This is a genomic window from Streptomyces aurantiacus, from assembly GCF_001418335.1.
Lineage (GTDB): Bacteria > Actinomycetota > Actinomycetes > Streptomycetales > Streptomycetaceae > Streptomyces > Streptomyces aurantiacus.
Genome location: NZ_LIPP01000119.1, coordinates 1 through 17,419 on the forward strand (window position 1 = coordinate 1; position 17,419 = coordinate 17,419).

15 protein-coding genes are annotated in these 17,419 nt (G+C 72.2%); 5 read left to right on the forward strand and 10 right to left on the reverse strand.

From position 1 onward, the window contains the following. Positions 1–2,968: nSTAND1 domain-containing NTPase (locus AOK01_RS17080; RefSeq protein ID WP_055512503.1), on the reverse strand; the 2,968-nt coding region annotated here is incomplete at its 3' end. Positions 2,969–3,166: 198 nt separating this feature from the next. Here AOK01_RS17080 and AOK01_RS17085 point away from each other — a divergent pair. After that, positions 3,167–3,490, forward strand: a complete 324-nt coding sequence (locus tag AOK01_RS17085) for an SH3 domain-containing protein (RefSeq protein WP_055512505.1) — start codon at positions 3,167–3,169, stop codon at positions 3,488–3,490. Positions 3,491–3,660: 170 nt separating this feature from the next. On the opposite strand, the gene mca is transcribed toward AOK01_RS17085, so the two are convergent. The 4 genes from mca to AOK01_RS17105 form a co-directional block, all read right to left on the reverse strand. Then, complete coding sequence (mca, locus tag AOK01_RS17090) at positions 3,661–4,569, reverse strand: mycothiol conjugate amidase Mca (RefSeq protein WP_055512507.1); 909 nt, start codon at positions 4,567–4,569, stop codon at positions 3,661–3,663. A gap of 480 nt (positions 4,570–5,049) precedes the next feature. Continuing rightward, complete coding sequence (locus tag AOK01_RS17095; RefSeq protein ID WP_055512509.1) at positions 5,050–5,820, reverse strand: enoyl-CoA hydratase/isomerase family protein; 771 nt, start codon at positions 5,818–5,820, stop codon at positions 5,050–5,052. Then, the gene (locus tag AOK01_RS17100) at positions 5,817–6,287 is read right to left on the reverse strand and encodes a Zn-ribbon domain-containing OB-fold protein (protein ID WP_055512510.1); all 471 of its coding nucleotides are present in this window, start codon (positions 6,285–6,287) and stop codon (positions 5,817–5,819) included. The genes AOK01_RS17095 and AOK01_RS17100 overlap by 4 nt, the downstream gene beginning before the upstream one ends. 30 nt (positions 6,288–6,317) lie before the next feature. Beyond that, positions 6,318–7,511: a lipid-transfer protein gene (locus AOK01_RS17105; RefSeq protein WP_055512512.1), complete on the reverse strand. Its 1,194-nt coding sequence runs from the start codon at positions 7,509–7,511 to the stop codon at positions 6,318–6,320. A 92-nt stretch (positions 7,512–7,603) separates the two neighbouring features. On the opposite strand from AOK01_RS17105, the gene AOK01_RS17110 reads away from it, so the two are divergent. Continuing rightward, on the forward strand, positions 7,604–9,265 hold the full coding sequence (locus tag AOK01_RS17110; protein ID WP_055512513.1) for a fatty acid--CoA ligase family protein: 1,662 nt from the start codon (positions 7,604–7,606) through the stop codon (positions 9,263–9,265). Positions 9,266–9,290: 25 nt separating this feature from the next. On the opposite strand, the gene AOK01_RS17115 is transcribed toward AOK01_RS17110, so the two are convergent. The 3 genes from AOK01_RS17115 to AOK01_RS17125 are packed head-to-tail and all read right to left on the reverse strand — an operon-like array spanning position 9,291 to position 12,855. Beyond that, positions 9,291–11,846, reverse strand: coding sequence for an FtsX-like permease family protein (locus tag AOK01_RS17115; protein WP_055512515.1), 2,556 nt, complete (start codon positions 11,844–11,846; stop codon positions 9,291–9,293). Positions 11,847–11,851: 5 nt separating this feature from the next. Further along, complete coding sequence (locus AOK01_RS17120; protein ID WP_055512517.1) at positions 11,852–12,616, reverse strand: ABC transporter ATP-binding protein; 765 nt, start codon at positions 12,614–12,616, stop codon at positions 11,852–11,854. Beyond that, the gene (locus tag AOK01_RS17125) at positions 12,613–12,855 is read right to left on the reverse strand and encodes a hypothetical protein (RefSeq protein ID WP_055512519.1); all 243 of its coding nucleotides are present in this window, start codon (positions 12,853–12,855) and stop codon (positions 12,613–12,615) included. Before AOK01_RS17125 ends, AOK01_RS17120 begins: the two co-directional genes overlap by 4 nt. Before the next feature lie 242 nt (positions 12,856–13,097). Here AOK01_RS17125 and AOK01_RS17130 point away from each other — a divergent pair, with 242 nt between their 5' ends. The 3 genes from AOK01_RS17130 (at position 13,098) to AOK01_RS17140 (ending at position 16,491) form a co-directional block, all read left to right on the forward strand. Further along, positions 13,098–14,429 (forward strand): sensor histidine kinase, encoded by a 1,332-nt coding sequence (locus AOK01_RS17130; RefSeq protein ID WP_079103486.1) that lies wholly within the window; start codon positions 13,098–13,100, stop codon positions 14,427–14,429. After that, a complete protein-coding gene (locus AOK01_RS17135) occupies positions 14,417–15,076 on the forward strand; it encodes a response regulator transcription factor (RefSeq protein WP_055512521.1) in 660 nt (219 codons plus the stop codon). Before AOK01_RS17130 ends, AOK01_RS17135 begins: the two co-directional genes overlap by 13 nt. A gap of 212 nt (positions 15,077–15,288) precedes the next feature. Beyond that, a complete protein-coding gene (locus AOK01_RS17140) occupies positions 15,289–16,491 on the forward strand; it encodes a serine hydrolase domain-containing protein (RefSeq protein WP_055512523.1) in 1,203 nt (400 codons plus the stop codon). Positions 16,492–16,542: 51 nt separating this feature from the next. On the opposite strand, the gene AOK01_RS17145 is transcribed toward AOK01_RS17140, so the two are convergent. Both AOK01_RS17145 and afsS read right to left on the reverse strand, forming a co-directional pair. After that, positions 16,543–16,902 carry a DUF6247 family protein gene (locus AOK01_RS17145; RefSeq protein ID WP_055512525.1) on the reverse strand — a complete coding sequence of 120 codons (360 nt, stop codon included), beginning with the start codon at positions 16,900–16,902 and terminating at the stop codon, positions 16,543–16,545. A gap of 220 nt (positions 16,903–17,122) precedes the next feature. Continuing rightward, positions 17,123–17,413, reverse strand: coding sequence for a regulatory protein AfsS (afsS, locus tag AOK01_RS17150; RefSeq protein WP_169800139.1), 291 nt, complete (start codon positions 17,411–17,413; stop codon positions 17,123–17,125). Between the last annotated feature and the right edge of the window lie 6 nt (positions 17,414–17,419).

The following is a 17,419-nucleotide window of genomic DNA, read 5'->3' on the forward strand; positions in this document are numbered from 1 at the left end:
GGTGTGAGCAGGGTGGGGCGTAGTCGAGGCGGGGGAAGTGGCGGGTCCACTGGGCTCGGGTGATGGTGCCGTGGACGCGGTCGCAGGCGTCGGCGAGTACCCGGTCCAGGTCGGTGTACCAGACCTGGACGCTGCGGTGGGCCGTCACGGTGAGGATCGTGCCGTCCGCCGCGAGGTAGCGGACCTCCTTGACCGACCCGCCGGGGTTGGTGAGGGCGGCCAGCGCGGTGGGGCGGGTGCGGTCGGTCACGTCCCAGGCGTTCACCGTGCCGTCCACGCCGACGGTCACCGCCGTACGGCCGTGCGGAGCGAAGGCCACACCGGCGACGACGTCGGCGTGCCGCGCCAGTTCGCCCAGTTCACGGTGGCGGGGAAGGTCGCTGATGTCCCACAGTTTCGCCGTGCGGTCGTCGCTCCCGCTCAGCAGGGTGCGGCCGTCCGGACTGTAGGCGAGGGCGTCGACGAAGTGCTTGTGTCCCTTGAGGACGGCGATGGTGGCGTGGGGCGGACGGGTCGCGTCCCAGATGCGTACGGTGCCGTCGTCGGAGCCCGAGGCCAAGGTGGTTCCGTCGGCGCTGAAGGCCACGGGTTTGACGTTGCCCCGGTGCCCGGTCAACGTGTCGAGGGCGCGCGGGTGTGCCGGGTCCGTCAGGTCCCACAGGCGGACCGTGTCGTCGTAGCTGCTGGTGGCGGCCATCCGGCCGTCCCCACGCACGGCGACGGCGTAGACGGCGTCCGAGTGCCGCGTGGGCCGCTTCGACAGCAGCCTCGGCCGCATGGGGTCGGACACGTCCCACAGCCGGAGCGTGTGGTCGTGGCCGGCTCCGATCAGGGTGTCGCCGTGCGGGGTGAACTCGATGAAGTTCAGGCCGGCTCCGTCGCCGTCGATGGTGCCGAGCCGGCGGGGCCGGCGTGGATCGGTCATGTCCCACAGGACGGTGTGCGGGCCGTCGGCCATGGCCAGCATGCGGCCGTCGGTGGTCACGGCCGGCTGGTACCCGGCCGGTGTGCGCCCGATCGGTCTGGGGCCGGCCGCCGCGACGGACAGGGTGCTGAGCAGGGCGTCCCGCGTGCGTTGCTGCGGGGCCTTGCGGTAGGCGGCCAGCGCGATCTGGGCGGCCAGTGACGGATTGTGCGGGCTCAGGCGTACGGAAGCGTCGGCGGCCCGCAGGACCACGGCCTCGTTGCGCTGCCGGGTGACGGTGTCCTGAGCCCGTACGGCGAAGCCGACGGCGGCCACCGCACACACGAGGAGTACGACCAGGGCCGCGACCAGCCTGCCCAGCCGGCGCAGGCGGCGGCGGTCGAGCCGTTGCGCCTCCTGCGCCGCCGCCTCGCAGGCTTCGAGGAAGACACGTTCCCGGGCGGTCAGCGCCTGCGGCGGAAGGTCTTTCGCGGCGGCGAGGCGCACACCGCGGTACAGGGTGTCGGGGTCGCGGTCCAGGGACTCCCAGAGGGTGGTGGCCTCGGTGAGCGCGCGGTGCAGGCGTTCCTGGCCCCGGTCCTCCTCCAGCCAGCCGCCGAGCCGGGGCCAGCAGCGGATCAGCGCCTCGTGGGCGATCTCCACATGGTCGCCGTCGGCGGTCAGCAGCCTGGCCCGGGTGGCCTGTTCGAGGACGAACTCGGTATCGGGACCGCTGTCGAGTTCCTGCCGTGGTACCCGGCGTTTGGTGTCCTCGGTGCCCTCGCCCAGCGCGACGAGCCGCAGGAACAGCCGTCGCGCGGCCTTCCGCCGACTGTCGCTCAGGGCCTGGTGGAACACCTCGGCGGTCTGGGTGAGCGCCCCCTCGAAGCCGCCGGCCGCCCGGTATCCGGCCAGCGTGAGGGCGTTGCCCCGCCGCCGGCGCCAGGTCTCAAGGAGGGCGTGCGACAGCAGGGGCAGCGCCCCCGGCCGACCGTGGGCGTCGGCCAGGAGGGTCGTCAGCAGGGCGCCCTCGACGGTGAGCCGGGAGCGGGCCGCCGGCCGGACGATCGCCGCTCGCAGTTCCTCGGCGGTCATCGGGCCGACGGGGCGGTGGGCATGCGGCAGCACGTCGACGAGGCCGGGCAGGCGCGTGCAGTGCGTGTAGAAGTCGGACCGTACGGCGATGGCGACCCGCGTGCGGCTGTCGGGGGCCTGCGCCGCGTGCAGGAGCGCGGCGACGAACCGCTCCCGTTCCCGCGCGTCGCGGCAGACGGTGAACACCTCCTCGAACTGGTCCACGACGACGAGCAACTCGTCCGCGGCGGAGTCCGTCTCCTGCCGCCCGGCGAGGATCTTCCGCACCGTCCGGTGGAAGGTGTGCGGCTCGGCCGTGAGCGCGGCGTGCACCGGGCCGGGATCCACACCGGCGCGCGCCGCCAATCGCAGGGCGCATTCCTCCAGCGGATGCGAGCCGGGTGTGAAGACCAGCGAGGGAACACCGGAAAAGGCGGGAATGACACCTGCGCGCAGCACCGACGATTTACCGGAACCCGATGCCCCGAACAAGACGAGAAGCCGCTTTTCCTTCAAATGTTCGACGAACGTTTCGGTGACTTTCTCACGTCCGAAGAAAACGTCGGAATCGGCCTCCCCGAACGCGGCCAGACCGACATAGGGAGGCTTGACGTTCTTCCTCGTACGGCTCTCCGCGCCGCCCTCGGCCGGCATACCCGCGGACGCACTCGCGGACGCACCCGCGGACCTGTCTGCGGGCATGCCCGCAGACAGGTCCGCGCCGGTATACGCGTCAGCCGTCCGTCGCCAGATCAGCGTCCATTCCCGCTCGTCACCGCCGCAGGCGCGGACGTAGGCGAGAGTGACGGCCAGGCTGGGCAGTTGACGTCCCGCCGCGGCCGAGGACAGCGTCGCGATCCCGTAGTGCGCGTTCCGCGCGAGGTCTCGGTAGGTAGGGCGGCCGGCCCGTTCTCGCAGTTTCCGCAAACCCGCCGCGAATTCGGCCAGCGGACCGCCGTCCGGGTCCAGCGGACGTTCTCCCCGTGGCATGCGTGCGCCCTTCCCCCGGTCACATGTGCCAGTCGCGTATCCACGTCGCGTATCCCGGTCGCGCCTCCGGCCCCACGGATTGTTCGGCATCCGTTTGTTCACCATCGGCCGACCTGACTTGAACAACAGATTAGCGGCTACAAACGGTGCATCGGGCCCCGTACCGAGGACCCGACAGCGAACGGAAAGAGGAATCCCATGAAGAAGCGAATGCTGGCCGCGTACCTCCTGATCAGTGGGCTCGCACTGACCGCCGGGCCGCTCGCACAGGCCGGGCAGGCCGCGGAGCCGGCTGCCGCGTCCCCTGTCGTGCGGGCCGTGCAGCAGGACATCGTCTGCACCGTCAACGACGACGGGGTCAACTTCCGGGGTGGCCCCGGCACCCAGTACCCGGTCCTCGGCCAGGTGAACAGGGGACAGGAGCTCATCTACCGCAACGAAGAAGGTGAATGGATCATGGGAGACCTGGTGGGCGGGCGCACCGGCGTCTGGATCCACCGGGCCTACCTCGCCTGCAACTGACGGGGGCCGGTCCATAGCCCGGTCCATAGTCCGGTCCACAGGCCGGTCCACACCGCGGGGTGCCGTCGCAACGGGGGGACGGCACCCCAAGCCGGTTCCGGACGCCGCAAGTTCACCGGGACCACGGCGACCGCCCCTGACCGGCGACTGCCCCCTGACCGGCAACCGCTTCACGAGTTCTGCTGCGACACGCGCCTGTCGTGCTCGTGAACGTGGTGGTCGGCGACGGGGGAGCGCAGGCCGGCGAAGAGGTCGTCCTCCGCGGGGGGCGTGGGTACGAGGGTGCGAGCCAGTTCGTAGTCCTCGGTGGGCCATGCCTGGCGCTGGACGTCGTTGGGGACGCTGAACCAGAAGCCCTCGGGGTCGATCTGGGTGGCGTGTGCCTTCAGCGCCGCGTCCCGGACATCGAACCAGTCCGCGCAGGCGACTCGGGTGGTGAACTCGGGGCGGTCCGGCTGTTCGGCTCCCTCGGACCAGATGGAGACGGGCGGACGACCGGCGACGCGCGTCGCGTACCGCAGGGCGGAGGCCCTGGCCCGGGACAGCGTCCGGCTGTAGTACAGCTTCAGCGGCTGCCAGGGCGGCCCTGCGGCCGGATACCGGTCGGGGTCGGCGGCCGTCTCGAACGCGTGGACCGAGACGCGGTGGGACATGAGGTGGTCAGGATGCGGGTAGCCGCCGGTCTCGTCATAGGTCGTCACCACGTGCGGACGGAACGCACGCATCAATGCCACCAGCGGACCGGCCGCTTCCGGCACCGGCAGGGCGGCGAAACAGCCCGGGGGCAGAGGGCCGGAATCGGGCATGCCGGAGTCGACGAAGCCCAGCCAGGCGTGCTCCACCCCCAAGATCTTCTGGGCGGCGGCCATCTCCCGGCGCCGCTCGGCGCCCAGGTCGGCGAGGAGCCGGTCGGCGTCTGCCAGGTGCGGGTTGAGGATGTCTCCTCGCTCACCACCGGTGCAGGTCACCACCAACACTTCGACACCTTCGGTGACATACCGTGCCAACGTCGCCGCGCCCTTGCTCGACTCGTCGTCGGGGTGCGCGTGCACAGCCATGAGACGTAACGTATTCGGCATGTTCTCTCCCTGGAAAAGTGCATCCTTGATCGAGTGATGGGCGCCGCTTCGACGCGCGCGCCTGAATTCAAAGAAATGGGCCGCATGGCGAATTGATTCGCACGGCTCTCGACCGGCTCTCGGCACCTGAACGGAGAACTCTCCAGCTTCCGGGCAGGACGCTGCACTCTTTGATCACAACGGTGGGGGGCCGAGTGTGAACAGTGCGGCAGAGGGCCGTGACCAGCGGCAATCCACCCTCTGAGTGCGGCTGAGGGTAAAACGCGCATCCTCCCTGTATCCGCAGCCGTGAATTCACTGCAATTCGACGGGTTCGGCAATGCGCTGACCCGTCACAGTGATCACAACGCACGCAAGGGTCGAATGGTTCACTCACACGGGAGTCGGCATATCGGAATGCCCGCCGTATCGGTGCGGTACCGGTGCGAGCTGCGCAGGCGGCGAATCCTGGCGGTCATCTCCCGCGGAGGCGCCCCTGGTTCAGCGGGTCCGGAACCCCGGGCGGCGGGTGCCGAACCGCTCTGCCTGCTGGTCCGACGGCAGGTTTCCGAGTGAGACGAGGTGCGGCGCGTGCGACAGGGCCGCCGCGCGGGTCGCCTCCTGGGCGGACCACACGGCCCGTACCGTGCCCTGGACCGCCGTGGTCGGGTAGGACGCGATCACGGTCGCGCAGCTCAGGGCAGCCGGTACGGCCTCGCCGGGGGCCGTGATCTCGGAGACCAGGCCCACCTCGTACGCGCGTCGAGCCGAGACGCGTTCGGCCGTGCCCATCAGGGCCATGCGGGCCACCTCCCCGATCGGCATCCGCTGGGCCAGGTAGATGGACTCGTACGCGTTGACCATGCCGTATGTCGTGTGCGGGTCGAAGAACGTGGCCGTCTCGTCCGCGATCACGAAGTCCGCCTCGCCGATCAGGTAGAACGCCCCGCCGCACGCCATGCCGTTGACCGCCGCGATCACCGGTTTCCACAGGCCGGCCGCCTTCGGGCCGATCGCGACCAGCGGATCGTCCAGCATGTACGGCGACCCCGGCTGCGGCACCTCGGCGGCGCGGTCGAGGCCCGTGGAGAAGGCCCGTTCGCCCGCACCGGTCAGGACGATCGCCCGTACGAAGTCGTCGTACCTGAACTCCTGCCAGGCGGCGGTCAGTTCGGTGGCCGTGGCGAGGTCGATCGCGTTGAGGCGTTCGGGCCGGTCGAGGGTGACGACGGCGACACCCGTGTCCTTGTCGGCGGTGACGCGCAGGGTCATGGCCGCTCCAGTACCCAGCGGGGCAGCCTGGTGACCACCTCGGCCCCGTCTCCGAGCCCGTCGCCCCCTTCGTGCCCGGCCTCCGTGAACACCACCTGCACCTTCGCGCCGATCCTGATCCGTTCCCGGGCGACCGAGTTGAGCGGTGCGTCCGGGGCGGTGACGAGGTTGCCCACCAGGCGGATGCGCGGTGCCTCCGCCAGCTCTACGACGATCACGTTGTACGGGGCCTGCGCCGCGTAGTCGGGCAGGAGAGGCGGATGCGGGATCACGTACGACCAGATACGGCCCTTGCCGTTCATCCTGCGCCACTCGCTGTCGAAGGAGTGGCAGTGCGGGCAGCAGGGGCGGGGCGGGAAACGCAGTTCGCCGCAGGCGGGCTCGGCGCACGCCTGGACGCGCAGCTCGCTTTGCGCCGCGTACTCCCAGAAGGGTGCGCCGTCGTCGTCCACGACAGGTGTGAGCATGAGGGGCTCCGTGATCGGGTTCGGGTTCGGTCAGTTCCTCAGGAGCAGCGCCGAGGTCGGGACGCCCTCGCCCGCCGTGACCAGGCAGGTGGCCGCGCCCGGAACCTGCGCGGTACTGGTGCCCCGGAGCTGCCGCACGCCCTCGTTGATGAGGTTGAAGCCGTGGACGTACGCCTCCGAGAGGCCGCCGCCGCTCGTGTTCAGCGGCAGCCGCCCGCCGATCTCCAGCGCGCCCCCTTCCGTGAACGCGCCGCCCTCGCCGCGTCCGCAGAAGCCGTAGCCCTCCAGAGAGAGCGGTATGAGGGGCGTGAACGCGTCGTAGATCTGGGCGACGTCGACGTCCTCCGGGGTGAAGTCGGCGTGCTTCCAGAGGTGGCGGGCCGCCGTCCAGGCGGGACCGGTCAGCGGGTCGTCGTTCCAGTAGTTGACCATCCCGTGGTGCTGGGCGGGCAGCCCCTGGGCGGCCGAGTGCACGTACACGGGCCGGTGCCGGCAGTCGCGGGCCCGTTCGGCGGAGACGATCACGCAGGCCAACGCCCCGTCCGTCTCCAGACAGTTGTCGAAGAGGCAGAGCGGCTCGCTGATCCAGCGGGACGTCATATACATGTCCCGGGTCAGCGGTCGCTCGTACATCATCGCGGCGGGGTTCTGGTTGGCGCGGTTGCGGCAGGCGAGGGCGACGTTGAAGAGGTGGTCCCGGCTCGCCCCGTGCTCGTACAGATAGCGGCGGGTGAGCATCGCTATCTCGTCGGCCGGGCGGAGGAGGCCGAAAGGGCGCGTCCACTGGGCGGGGGTGGGGAGTTGGACGGTGGTGTTCCGCCAGGGGCGCGGTCCGCTGCCTCGCTTGCGTGAGCGCCAGGCGACGCCGACCGTCGCCTGCCCGGTGGCCACCGCTGCCGCCAGGTGCGCGACGGTGGCGCACGAACCGCCGCCCCCGAAACCGACCTTGCTGAAGAAGCTGAGGTCACCGAAGCCGACGGCCTTGGCGACCTCGACCTCGTCGGTCTCCTCCATGGTGTAGGAGGCGAGCGCGTCGACCTCGGCCGGGGAGATCCCCGCGTCGTCGAGCGCGGCGAGGATCGCCCTGCACGCCAACGCCTTTTCGCTCTGGGGGAGTTGCTTGGCGAAGGGGGTCTGCCCGATGCCGACCACGGCGGTGGCGTCCTTGATTCCCGGCGTGCCTGTGCCTGTCCGGGTCCCTGTCCCGGCCCCTGTCCGTGCCATGGGCACACCTCCACCCTGGTCCGCGAATGCTGACAGCGCGTCAGGCTACCGCTAATCTGACGGGTAGTCAGCTAGTGGAGGGGAGGTCCGCTGTGCGCGGTGACTTGGAGTGGGGCACGATCCCGGGGCTCGTGCGAGCGGCGGCCGAGCGGTACGCGAACGTGGAGGCCGTCGTCGAGGGCCGTACGCGCGTCACGTACGCGGAGCTGGGCGCCCGGGTCGAACGCGCGGCGGCGGCCTGCGTCGCGAACGGCGTGGAAGTCGGCGACCGGGTGGCCATCTGGGCGCCCAACACCCTGGACTGGATCGTGTCCTCCCTGGGCGCGGTCTCGGCGGGCGCGGTCCTCGTCCCGCTGAACACGCGCTTCAAGGGGGCGGAGGCGGCGTACGTCCTGTCCCGGAGCCGGGCGAAGCTGCTGTTCGTGACGGGTACGTTCCTGGGGACGTCGTACGTGGCGTCGCTGCGACGGGCCTGCTCGGAGGAGCGGGTCGACTCCGTCGGTTCCGAGGGACCGGCCGAGGTGGGCCCCCGCTCCGGCCCCAGCCCCGCCCCTCTCCCTGGGCTTCCGTATCTGGAACAAGTGGTCGTCCTGTCCGACGACGCCCCCGCCGACTTCCGCACCTGGAAGGACTTCCTGGCGAGCGGGGACCACGTGGCGGCGGCACGGGTACGGGAACGGGCCTCGGCGTCGGCCCCCTCCGACCCCTCGGACATCATCTTCACCTCGGGCACCACGGGCCGGCCCAAGGGCGCCGTGATCACCCACGCGCAGACCCTGCGGGCGTACGACGTGTGGTGCGAACTGGCCGGTCTGCGCGAGGGCGACCGCTATCTGATCGTGAACCCCTTCTTCCACACCTTCGGCTACAAGGCGGGCGTCATCGCCTGCCTGATGCGGGGCGCGACGATGATCCCGCAGCCGGTGTTCGACGTGGACACCGTCCTGGCGAACGTGGCCTCGGAACGCATCTCCGTGCTCCCAGGGCCGCCCACCCTCCACCAGTCCCTCCTCGACCACCCGAACCGCGACGCGTACGACCTCTCGGCCCTGCGCCTGGTGGTGACGGGCGCCGCGGTCGTGCCGCTGCGCCTGGTGGAGCGGCTGCGGGCGGAACTGGGCGTGGGCACCGTCCTCACCGCCTACGGCCTCTCCGAGGCGAGCGGCATCGTCACGATGTGCCGCCGGGGCGACGAGCCGGGCGTGATCGCGTCCACGTCGGGCCGGGCGATCCCCGGCACGGAGGTCAAGGTGGTGGACGCCCGGGGAGACACGGTCGCCCCGGGCATCCCGGGTACCCCCGGCGAGGTCCTGGTCCGCGGCTTCAACATCATGCGCGGCTATTACGAGGACGACCTCGCCACCGCGGAGGCGATGACCGGGGACGGCTGGCTCCGTACGGGCGACATCGGCGTCCTGGACGAGGCCGGCAACCTCCGGATCACCGACCGCATCAAGGACATGTTCATCGTCGGCGGCTTCAACGCGTACCCGGCGGAGATAGAACAACTCCTCGGCCTGCACCCGGACATCGCGGACGTGGCGGTGATCGGCGTCCCGGACGCCCGGCTCGGCGAGGTCGGCAAGGCGTACGTCGTACGACGGCCGGGCGTGGCGCTCACCGGCGACGACCTGACCGCCTGGGCGCGCCGCGAGATGGCGAACTACAAGGTGCCCAGGACGGTGGAGTTCGTCGGCGAACTGCCGCGGAACGCCAGCGGGAAGGTCATGAAGGGCGAGCTGCGGGGGAGGTAAAGAAGGGGCGGGGCCGAGCCCCGCCCTATTCGCGGGCGGACAGCGCATGTGCCGGAGCCGTGCGCAGTGCCTGCCTGGTGGGCAGCTCGATCGTGACGAAGGCCGTGCAGATCACCGTCAGCGCGACGGCCGGGAGCAGCCACACCGGGCCCGCGGGCCACGGCCGGTCAAGGAAGCCGATGCCGAGCAGCGCGAGGGGGATCGCGGACAGCAGCAGGCCGGTGGCGAGTGCGGCGACCGCGATCATCGCGGCCTCGCGGCGCATCATCGAGAGGATCTGGCGCGGAGTGGTGCCGTTGAGGCGGAGCGTGGCGATCTCGTTCCGGCGCTGGGCGGTCGTGGCGACGATCTTGTTGGCGATGCTGAGGAGGAGGTAGCCGAGGAGTACGACGATGAGGGCCAGGTTGATCCAGACCTCCGGCGGCGCGTCGCTCAGGCCCTCGCCGGCTCCCGTGTCGGTGGGCTCCAGGGCCAGCCCGGGGCGGGACGCGGCGAGCGCGGTGAGCGCGCGCTGCGCGGCGGCGGTGCCGTCGGTGCGTACGAGGATGCCCTGGTCGAGCCCTGCGGTGGTGTGGCCGGCGGCGAGGTCGTGGGAGAGGACGACCGGGCCGAAGCCGAGGTTGCGCTCGTAGACGGCGACGACCTTGGGGCTGACCCGGCTGCCGTCCCCGAGGACCAGGTCGATCCGGTGGCCGACGCCGGCGTCGCGGGAGCCGGCGACGTCGCTGCTGACGGCGACCGTGTCGCCGGTGAGCCCGGCCAGGCCGCCGTCCCGTATCCCGAGGTCGAGGACGCCTCGCGCGGCCGGTGTCAGGATCATCGCCGAACTCGCCTCGGCCGCCGGGTCACCGAGCATCTGGTAGGTCCACACCGCGGTGGTGTCGCTGACCGGGGCCGCGGCCCGTACGCCGTCGACGGCGGTGACCGCGGCCAGGGTGCCGGCGGGCACACCGCCGAGTCCCGGTGCGCTCAGCCGCTGCTGGGCGAGGGTGCCGGTCCGGGTGTCCTGCGCGGTGGCGCTCATGACGGTCGTCTGGGCCAGGGTGTAGGTCAGGACGAACACGACCGCCATGGCGAGCGCGCTGACGACCCCCGAGAGCCGCAACGCGTAGCCGCGGATGTTCGCCACCGCCAGCCAGGTCGGGGCCGAGACGCCGGGCCGCAACCGCCGGGCCGCCGTGTCGCCGATGCCCTGCACCAGGGCGGGTCCTGCCAGGGCCAGGCCGATCGCGCCGCCGATGCCGGCCATGGAGGTGGCCGCCGCGCCGAGGACCGTCCGGCTCAGCAGCGGCACCACCGAGAGCGTGGTGGCGGCGACGATCAGCAGCAGACCGGAGCGGGCCCGCAGCTTCGACGGGGTACGGGGCTCGCTGCGCGACTCGGCGACCGCCTCTGTGGCGGGCAGCCGCGAGGTGCGCCACGCGGCGCTCCTGGCCGACACCTGGACGGCGAGGCCCAGCAGCAGGACGGCGGCGAGCGCGGGCAGCGGGCTGTACGTGAGCGGCAGGCCCTCCGGGATCACCTCACGGTCGACCAGCATCCGCCGGAACTGTCCGGCCAGCAGATAGCCGAGGCCCACACCGGGCACGAGCGCCACGGCGGCGATGAGGGAGGCCTGCGCCGCCGCGAGTCGCCTGATCTGCCGGGGCGTCGCGCCGACGGCCCGCATCAGGGCCAGGTCGCGGCGCTGGCCGCCGATCGACACGGCCAGCGCGCTCGCCAGTACGAACCCGATGATCAGCATGATGATCCCGGCCAGCGACCCGGCGAGCAGGATCAGCAGGGAACGGGCCGCACCCGCGCCGGGGGAGGCGATGTCACCGCGGTCGGAGCCGGTGGAGGCGATCAGGCCGGTGGGTTCCTTGGCGGCACCGATCGTTTCGCGGGCCGCCGCGGCCACCGAGTTCTCCTTGCCGGGTTCGGTGCGCAGGCCGACCAGGTCCACGGTTTCGGCGCGCTTCCCTTCGGCGCGGCCGGACAGCCGTGCGGCCGTCGGGTCGGCGAAGAGGATTCCGGCGCCCGGGGCGTCGACCACCGCCGTGACGCGGTACGCGGTGGCGGACCGGCCGGCCGCGACGACCTCGACCCGGTCGCCCACCCGCACACCCGCGGCCTCGGCCGTCGCGCTGTCGAGTGCCACCTCGTCGGTGCCGGACGGCGTGTCGCCGTCGACCTTCGGATCCGCGAGCAGCTTCGTCGAGGACCAGCCGTGCCCGGCCGCCCGCGGTTCCTCGGCCGGTACGCCCCGGTCGTCGGCGCCGATCACGGCGGCCGGGAAGCTGACGTCGCCGACCGCGGCGGTGACGCCGGGCAGCCGGCCCAGCCGGTCGACCAGTCGGTCCGGGACGGTGCCGCGTTCCGGCAGCGCGATCGGCAGGTCCCCCGGCGGGTGGAAGTTCTGGTCGACGGAGACCACGACGTCGGCCCCGGCGAGCCGCCCTGCGGGAAGCTGGGAGCGCAGGCCCGACTCGGCCAGCACCCCTGTGCCGGTGATCAGCGCCGCTCCGCCGAGCACCGCGCAGGCCACCGCCAGCAGGGCGGTGATGCGGTGTCCGGCCATCCGGACCGCGAGATGCAGCATGGTTTCTAGACCTTTCCCAGACTGACGAGCCGGTCGGCCAGTTCACGAGCGGTGGGCCGGTCCAGGGTGTCGACCACCCGGCCGTCGGCCATCACCAGGGCGCGGTGCGCCTGGGCGGCGGCGGCCGGGTCGTGGGTGACCATCACCACCGTCTGGCGCAGTTCGTCGACGAGTTCGCGCAGCAGGCCGAGCACCTCGTGGGCGCTGCGCAGATCCAGGGCGCCGGTCGGTTCGTCGGCGAACACGACGGCGGGCTTGGCCACCAACGCCCGTACGATCGCCGCCCGTTGCTGCTGGCCGCCGGAGAGCTCGGCGGGCCGGTGCGACAGCCGGTCGGCGAGACCGACCCGCTCGACCAGGGTCCGCAGCCAGTCCCGGTCGGGGGCCCGCCCCGCAAGGCGCAGCGGCAGCGTGATGTTGTCGGCGACGCTGAGGGCGGGGACGAGGTTGTAGGACTGGAACACGAAGCCGATGTGCTCGCGGCGCAGTTCGGTACGGCGGGTCTCGTTCAGGCCGCCGATCTCGCGGTCGCCGATGCGGATGCTCCCCGAGCTGGGGGAGTCGAGGCCGGCGGCGCAGTGCATCAGCGTGCTCTTGCCGGACCCCGAGGGCCCCATCACGGCGAGGAACGTGCCGTGCGCCACGGTCAGCGACACGTCGTCGAGGGCGCGGACGCCTCCCGCGTACGTCTTGCTGACGTTCGACAGGGTGATGGCCGCGGCGGGCCGCGCCGCCACCGGCAGGCCGGCTCCGGCGAGGAGCCCGCTCATCGCCGGCCGCGCAGGTGACGGACGACGAGCGCCGTCGCGGCCAGGGCGGTGACCGCGCCGCAGACCAGGTGGACCTGGAGGGAGGCGGCGCCGTACGAGGCCACCATGTTGCCGACGGTGCTGATGACCAGCACCAGCCACAGCGCCGTACGCACGACGCTGTTCGGGGTGACGCCGGGCCGCACCGGCTCTGTGCCGTCGGCGCCGTCGAATCGGTAGGGGTCCGTGGTCGTCGTCATTGTTGCCTCACTTCGGAGCCTTCGGACTTTTCGGGCCCTCGGCGGGCCTCGCTGTCATGCACCGAAACTACGGATCAGGACCCTGGGCGGCCGAGCCCGCCAGCAGCCCGAGTGGGGGTACAGCAGGCTGTACCTCTACGCTCCTCCACGACAGGAACCGGTCGCTCGCACCGGGTTGTTCGCGTGAGCCGGAGAGCCGGAGAGCCGGAGAGCCGGAGAGCGAGACGAGAGAGGAGGGGCGGATGCCGACCTCGACCCGGCACGACGAACCCGCCGAGGGCCGGAAGGCCGAGGGCCGGAAGGCCGATGGTGGCGAGGGTGAGGGCGGTGAGGGCCGGCCCGGGATCCGGGTGGCCGCGGTCCGGGCGGTGCGGGCTGCCGTCGCCGCGCTGGAACAGCTCCTCGGCGGACTCGGCACCGCGCTGCTCGCGCTGGCCGTCCTGATCTGGGCGGCCGTCACCGCCGTGACGTCCCTGGTGGGCGTCGGACTGCTGATGGCACCGCTCGTCCTGCGCGCCCTGCACTCGCTCGCCGGACGCGAACGCGCGCGGCTCGGCCGGTACGGCCCCGAGGTCATCGGTCCGGACCCGGCACCGACCCGGCTGCGGTACGCCGTCGTCGACCCGACCACGCGGCGGGAGCTGCGCTGGCTGGCCCGCCACGCTTCGCTGGGCCTGCTGCTCGGCCTCTGCGGTGTGCTGCTGCCGGTGATGGCCGCACGCGACATCACCTTCCCGCTGTACTGGTGGCTGCTGCCGGCGGACGCGACCAGTACGTCCCTGGGGATCGGGGTCACGCAGACCTGGGCCGACGCCCTCGTCTCCGCCCCGCTGGGCCTCGGCTGGACCGCCATCATCCTGGGCCTCACCCCCGGTATGGCACGGCTCCAGGCACGGCCGGGACGCACCTTCCTCGCGGCCGGACCCGACACGGACCTGTCCCTGCGCGTCGCGGAACTCACCGCCACCCGGGCCGCCGCCCTGGACGCCCACGCCACCGAACTGCGGCGCATCGAGCGCTCGTTGCACGACGGCACCCAGAACCGGCTCGTCACCGTGACCGTGCTGCTCGGCGCCGCGCGCCGCATGGTGGCCCGCGATCCGGCGGGCGCGGACGAACTCCTCGAACGGGCCCAGAGCGCCGCCGAGCAGGCTCTGTCCGAGCTGCGCTCGGTCGCCCGGGGCATCCTGCCGCCCGTACTGGCCGACCGGGGGCTCGCCGGCGCGCTCACCGGGCTCGCCGCGAGCTGCCCGGTGCCCTGCCGGATCGACGTCGAGGCACCCGAGCGGTGCGCCGCGTCCGTGGAGGCGACCGCCTACTTCGTGGTGGCCGAGACGCTGACGAACATCGCCAAGCACAGCGGGGCGCGGCAGGCCGCTGTCACGGTCCGCAGCCGCGGCGGCCGGCTCCGGCTGCACATCACCGACGACGGCCGGGGCGGTGCCGACGAGGCCGGCGGTTCCGGGCTCACCGGCATCCGCAACCGGATCGCGGCACACGACGGCACCCTCGAACTGGCCAGCCCGCCCGGCGGCCCGACGACTCTCAAGGTGGAACTGCCATGCGGATTGTGATCGCTGAGGACGACGCGCTGCTGCGGGAGGGGCTCGCGCTGCTGCTGCGCGCCGAGGGCCTCGACGTGGTGGCCACGGCAGGCACGGCCGACGGCATCCTCGACGCCATCGACACCCACAAGCCCGACGTCGCCATCCTCGACGTACGGATGCCGCCGACGCACACCGACGAGGGGATCGTCGCCGCGGTCGAGGCCCGGCGGCGCAGGCCCGAACTCGCGGTCCTCGTCCTGTCGGCGTACGTCGAGCAGTCCTTCGCCACGGAGCTGCTCGTCGGCGGGGTCACCGGGCTCGGCTACCTCCTCAAGGAACGGGTCGGCCGGGTCGAGGAGTTCCTGGACGCGCTCAAGCGGGTGGCGGACGGGGGGACGGCCATCGACCCGGAGGTCGTCGCCCAGCTCTTCACGCGCAGCCGCCAGGACACCCGTCTGGAGCGGCTCAGTCCGCGTGAGCGCGACGTGCTCGCGCTGATGGCCGAGGGCCTGGGCAACGGCGCCATCGCGGAACGGCTCGTGGTCACGGACGGCGCCGTCCACAAGCACATCCGCAGCATCTTCGCCAAGCTCGACCTGTCACCCGCCGACCAGGTGGACCGGCGGGTCGCGGCGGTCCTGAGATACCTGGACGACGCCCGCCGCCGTACGTGACGCCACGTCAGCAGCGCCTGCGGTTCGCGCTGTTACCCTCGCGCGGGGGCTCGGCTTGTGGCCCGGTCAATACAGCAGGCACCACCCGGGCCGGGGTGGAAGCACCCCCCTGCAGTGGCCCGCCTGCTTGATCGTGGCGTACGCCCGGAGTTCCTAGCGTGGTGGTCGCACCGCAACGACGGCCCGACCCATACGCAAGGAGCCCGCGACCCATGAAGACCAAGCTCACCTCCCGAGTGGTGGCCACGACGCTGGTGACCGCGCTGGCCGGTATCGGCCTGACCTTGCCCGCGTCGGGCGCGACCGCACCCGCACCCGCATCCGGATCTGGGGCCGGGTCGGTCCACGACTCGTCGCACAGCAAGGCCTTGCAGGCCGGCGTGGACGCGATCATGGACACCGGGACCGTCGGCGTGGTGGCCCGGTCGACGGGGCCGCGCGGCTCCCGGTACGCCACCGGCGGGGTCGCCGACAAGGCCACGGGCGAGGCCCCGCGCCCCGGTGACCGGTTCCGGATCGCCAGCGCCAGCAAGACGTTCGTCTCCACGGTGATCCTGCAACTCGTCGGCGAGGGACGCCTGTCGCTGGACGACACCGTGGAGCACTGGCTGCCCGGAGTCGTCTCCGGCAACGGCAACGACGGCAGCGCGATCACCGTACGGCAGCTGCTCCAGCACACCAGCGGACTGTTCAACTACACCGCGGACTTCCCCGAGGTCGCCAGCGTCGCCGGCTACCAGGCCGACCGCTACACCACCTGGACCCCCGAGCAGCTGGTCGCCATCGCGATGCGGCACGCCCCGGACTTCGAGCCCGGCACCAAGTGGAGCTACTCCAACACCAACTACATCCTGGCCGGAATGATCATCCAGAAGGCCACCGGGCACAGCTGGGAGCAGGAGGTCACCGCGCGCATCATCCGCCCGCTGGGCCTGCGCGACACCCTCGCCCCGACGACGTACGCCTGGATCCCCGGCCGTCACCTGCGCGGCTACTCCAACTTCGGCGAGGCGGTGGAGCCGATCGACGTCACCGGGTTCAACCCCTCGGCGGGCGGCGCGGCCGGCGCCATGATCAGCACGACGGCCGACCTGACACGCTTCTACGAGGCGCTCCTCGGCGGCCGGCTGCTGCGCCCGGCGGAGCTGACGGCGATGAAGACGACCGTACCGGCCCCGGAGCTGGACCCCGGCTGGCCCGGTGTGCGCTACGGCCTCGGCCTGATGCGGGTCCCGCTGTCCTGCGGCGGCGCCTACTACAGCCACGGCGGCGACCTCCCCGGCTACACCACCCGCGAAGGCGTCAGCGCCGACGGCCGCCGGACCGTCGTCCTGATCGCGACCGGTGACGGGGCGTCCGACCTGTCCAGCCAGCAGGCCGAGAACGACCTGATCGACGGCGAACTCTGCGCCTGAGAAGCAAGTGGTCCGGCCCCGCCTCTGTTCCCGTCCCTGTCCCCGCCCTCGCTAATCGCGGGTGAGTGACTCCCGTGCGGAGGCCCGGAGGGCATGGATCTCGTCCCTGGCGCCGCGCCTCGCGGGGGCGCCCCGGGCGACGGTCCGTGCGGTGAGCTCGGCCTTCCGGAGCCGCGCGGCCGTGGACGGGAACCTCGCGATCTCCACCGTGACGGCCCATGTGTCGAGGAGCTGGATGATGGGCCCGAGGCTGCCGGTGCGCGCAGCGGCCTCGATGGCCCCGTCCGTCTCCCGCTCCAGTTCGGCGAGCCGGTGCGGGGCAACACGGATAACGGCCGCGCGGAGTGCGCCGGGTGTTCGGTCCGGCCGGGGAACGAGGGGCCTGCCGGGCTCGATGGGCTGCGCTGTCATCGTGATGCGCAGGGTACGGCGTCGGGGCGGGCCATGCGAGTGGCTGCACCGGGACGACCTCACCTTTCGGCCGTGCCGCGAACGCCCGCCGGTCACGACAAGTCGGTCACGTCGCGAGGGCCGANNCGGCCCTCGCGACGTGACCGGACAGACCTCGGCCGCGGTGGCTCCCCCTCCGCGCCACCGCGGCCGGTCCCCGTCGGGATGAAGGTCCAGTGGCCTACTTGCTGCCGTCGAGGTCCAGGGCCGGCGGGGCGGGCATGCCGTTGTCCAGCGTCCGGATGTCGCTCTCGGCGGGCGGGGTCGGCATGCCGTTGTCGAGCGGGCTGACGACCGGGTCCTTCGCCGGCGGCGTGGGCATCCCGTTGTCGAGCGGGGTGACGACCGGGTCCTTGGCGGGCGGGGTCGGCATGCCGTTGTCGAGCGGGGTGGCCACCGGGTCCTTCACCGGCGGCGCCGGCATCCCGTTGTCCTGGGTGGTGAGGTCCGTCTTCTTCGTCTGGTCGCCCATGGCTGG

What these genes read in the sequence shown, in the direction of transcription:
- AOK01_RS17085 (WP_055512505.1), top strand. Translation starts at nt 3,167, where the DNA reads ATGAAGAAGCGAATGCTGGCCGCGTACCTCCTGATCAGTGGGCTCGCA.
- mca (WP_055512507.1), bottom strand. Translation starts at nt 4,569, where the DNA reads ATGCCGAATACGTTACGTCTCATGGCTGTGCACGCGCACCCCGACGAC.
- AOK01_RS17095 (WP_055512509.1), bottom strand. Translation starts at nt 5,820, where the DNA reads ATGACCCTGCGCGTCACCGCCGACAAGGACACGGGTGTCGCCGTCGTC.
- AOK01_RS17100 (WP_055512510.1), bottom strand. Translation starts at nt 6,287, where the DNA reads ATGCTCACACCTGTCGTGGACGACGACGGCGCACCCTTCTGGGAGTAC.
- AOK01_RS17105 (WP_055512512.1), bottom strand. Translation starts at nt 7,511, where the DNA reads ATGGCACGGACAGGGGCCGGGACAGGGACCCGGACAGGCACAGGCACG.
- AOK01_RS17115 (WP_055512515.1), bottom strand. Translation starts at nt 11,846, where the DNA reads ATGCTGCATCTCGCGGTCCGGATGGCCGGACACCGCATCACCGCCCTG.
- AOK01_RS17120 (WP_055512517.1), bottom strand. Translation starts at nt 12,616, where the DNA reads ATGAGCGGGCTCCTCGCCGGAGCCGGCCTGCCGGTGGCGGCGCGGCCC.
- AOK01_RS17125 (WP_055512519.1), bottom strand. Translation starts at nt 12,855, where the DNA reads ATGACGACGACCACGGACCCCTACCGATTCGACGGCGCCGACGGCACA.
- AOK01_RS17130 (WP_079103486.1), top strand. Translation starts at nt 13,098, where the DNA reads ATGCCGACCTCGACCCGGCACGACGAACCCGCCGAGGGCCGGAAGGCC.
- AOK01_RS17135 (WP_055512521.1), top strand. Translation starts at nt 14,417, where the DNA reads ATGCGGATTGTGATCGCTGAGGACGACGCGCTGCTGCGGGAGGGGCTC.
- AOK01_RS17140 (WP_055512523.1), top strand. Translation starts at nt 15,289, where the DNA reads ATGAAGACCAAGCTCACCTCCCGAGTGGTGGCCACGACGCTGGTGACC.
- AOK01_RS17145 (WP_055512525.1), bottom strand. Translation starts at nt 16,902, where the DNA reads ATGACAGCGCAGCCCATCGAGCCCGGCAGGCCCCTCGTTCCCCGGCCG.
- afsS (WP_169800139.1), bottom strand. Translation starts at nt 17,413, where the DNA reads ATGGGCGACCAGACGAAGAAGACGGACCTCACCACCCAGGACAACGGG.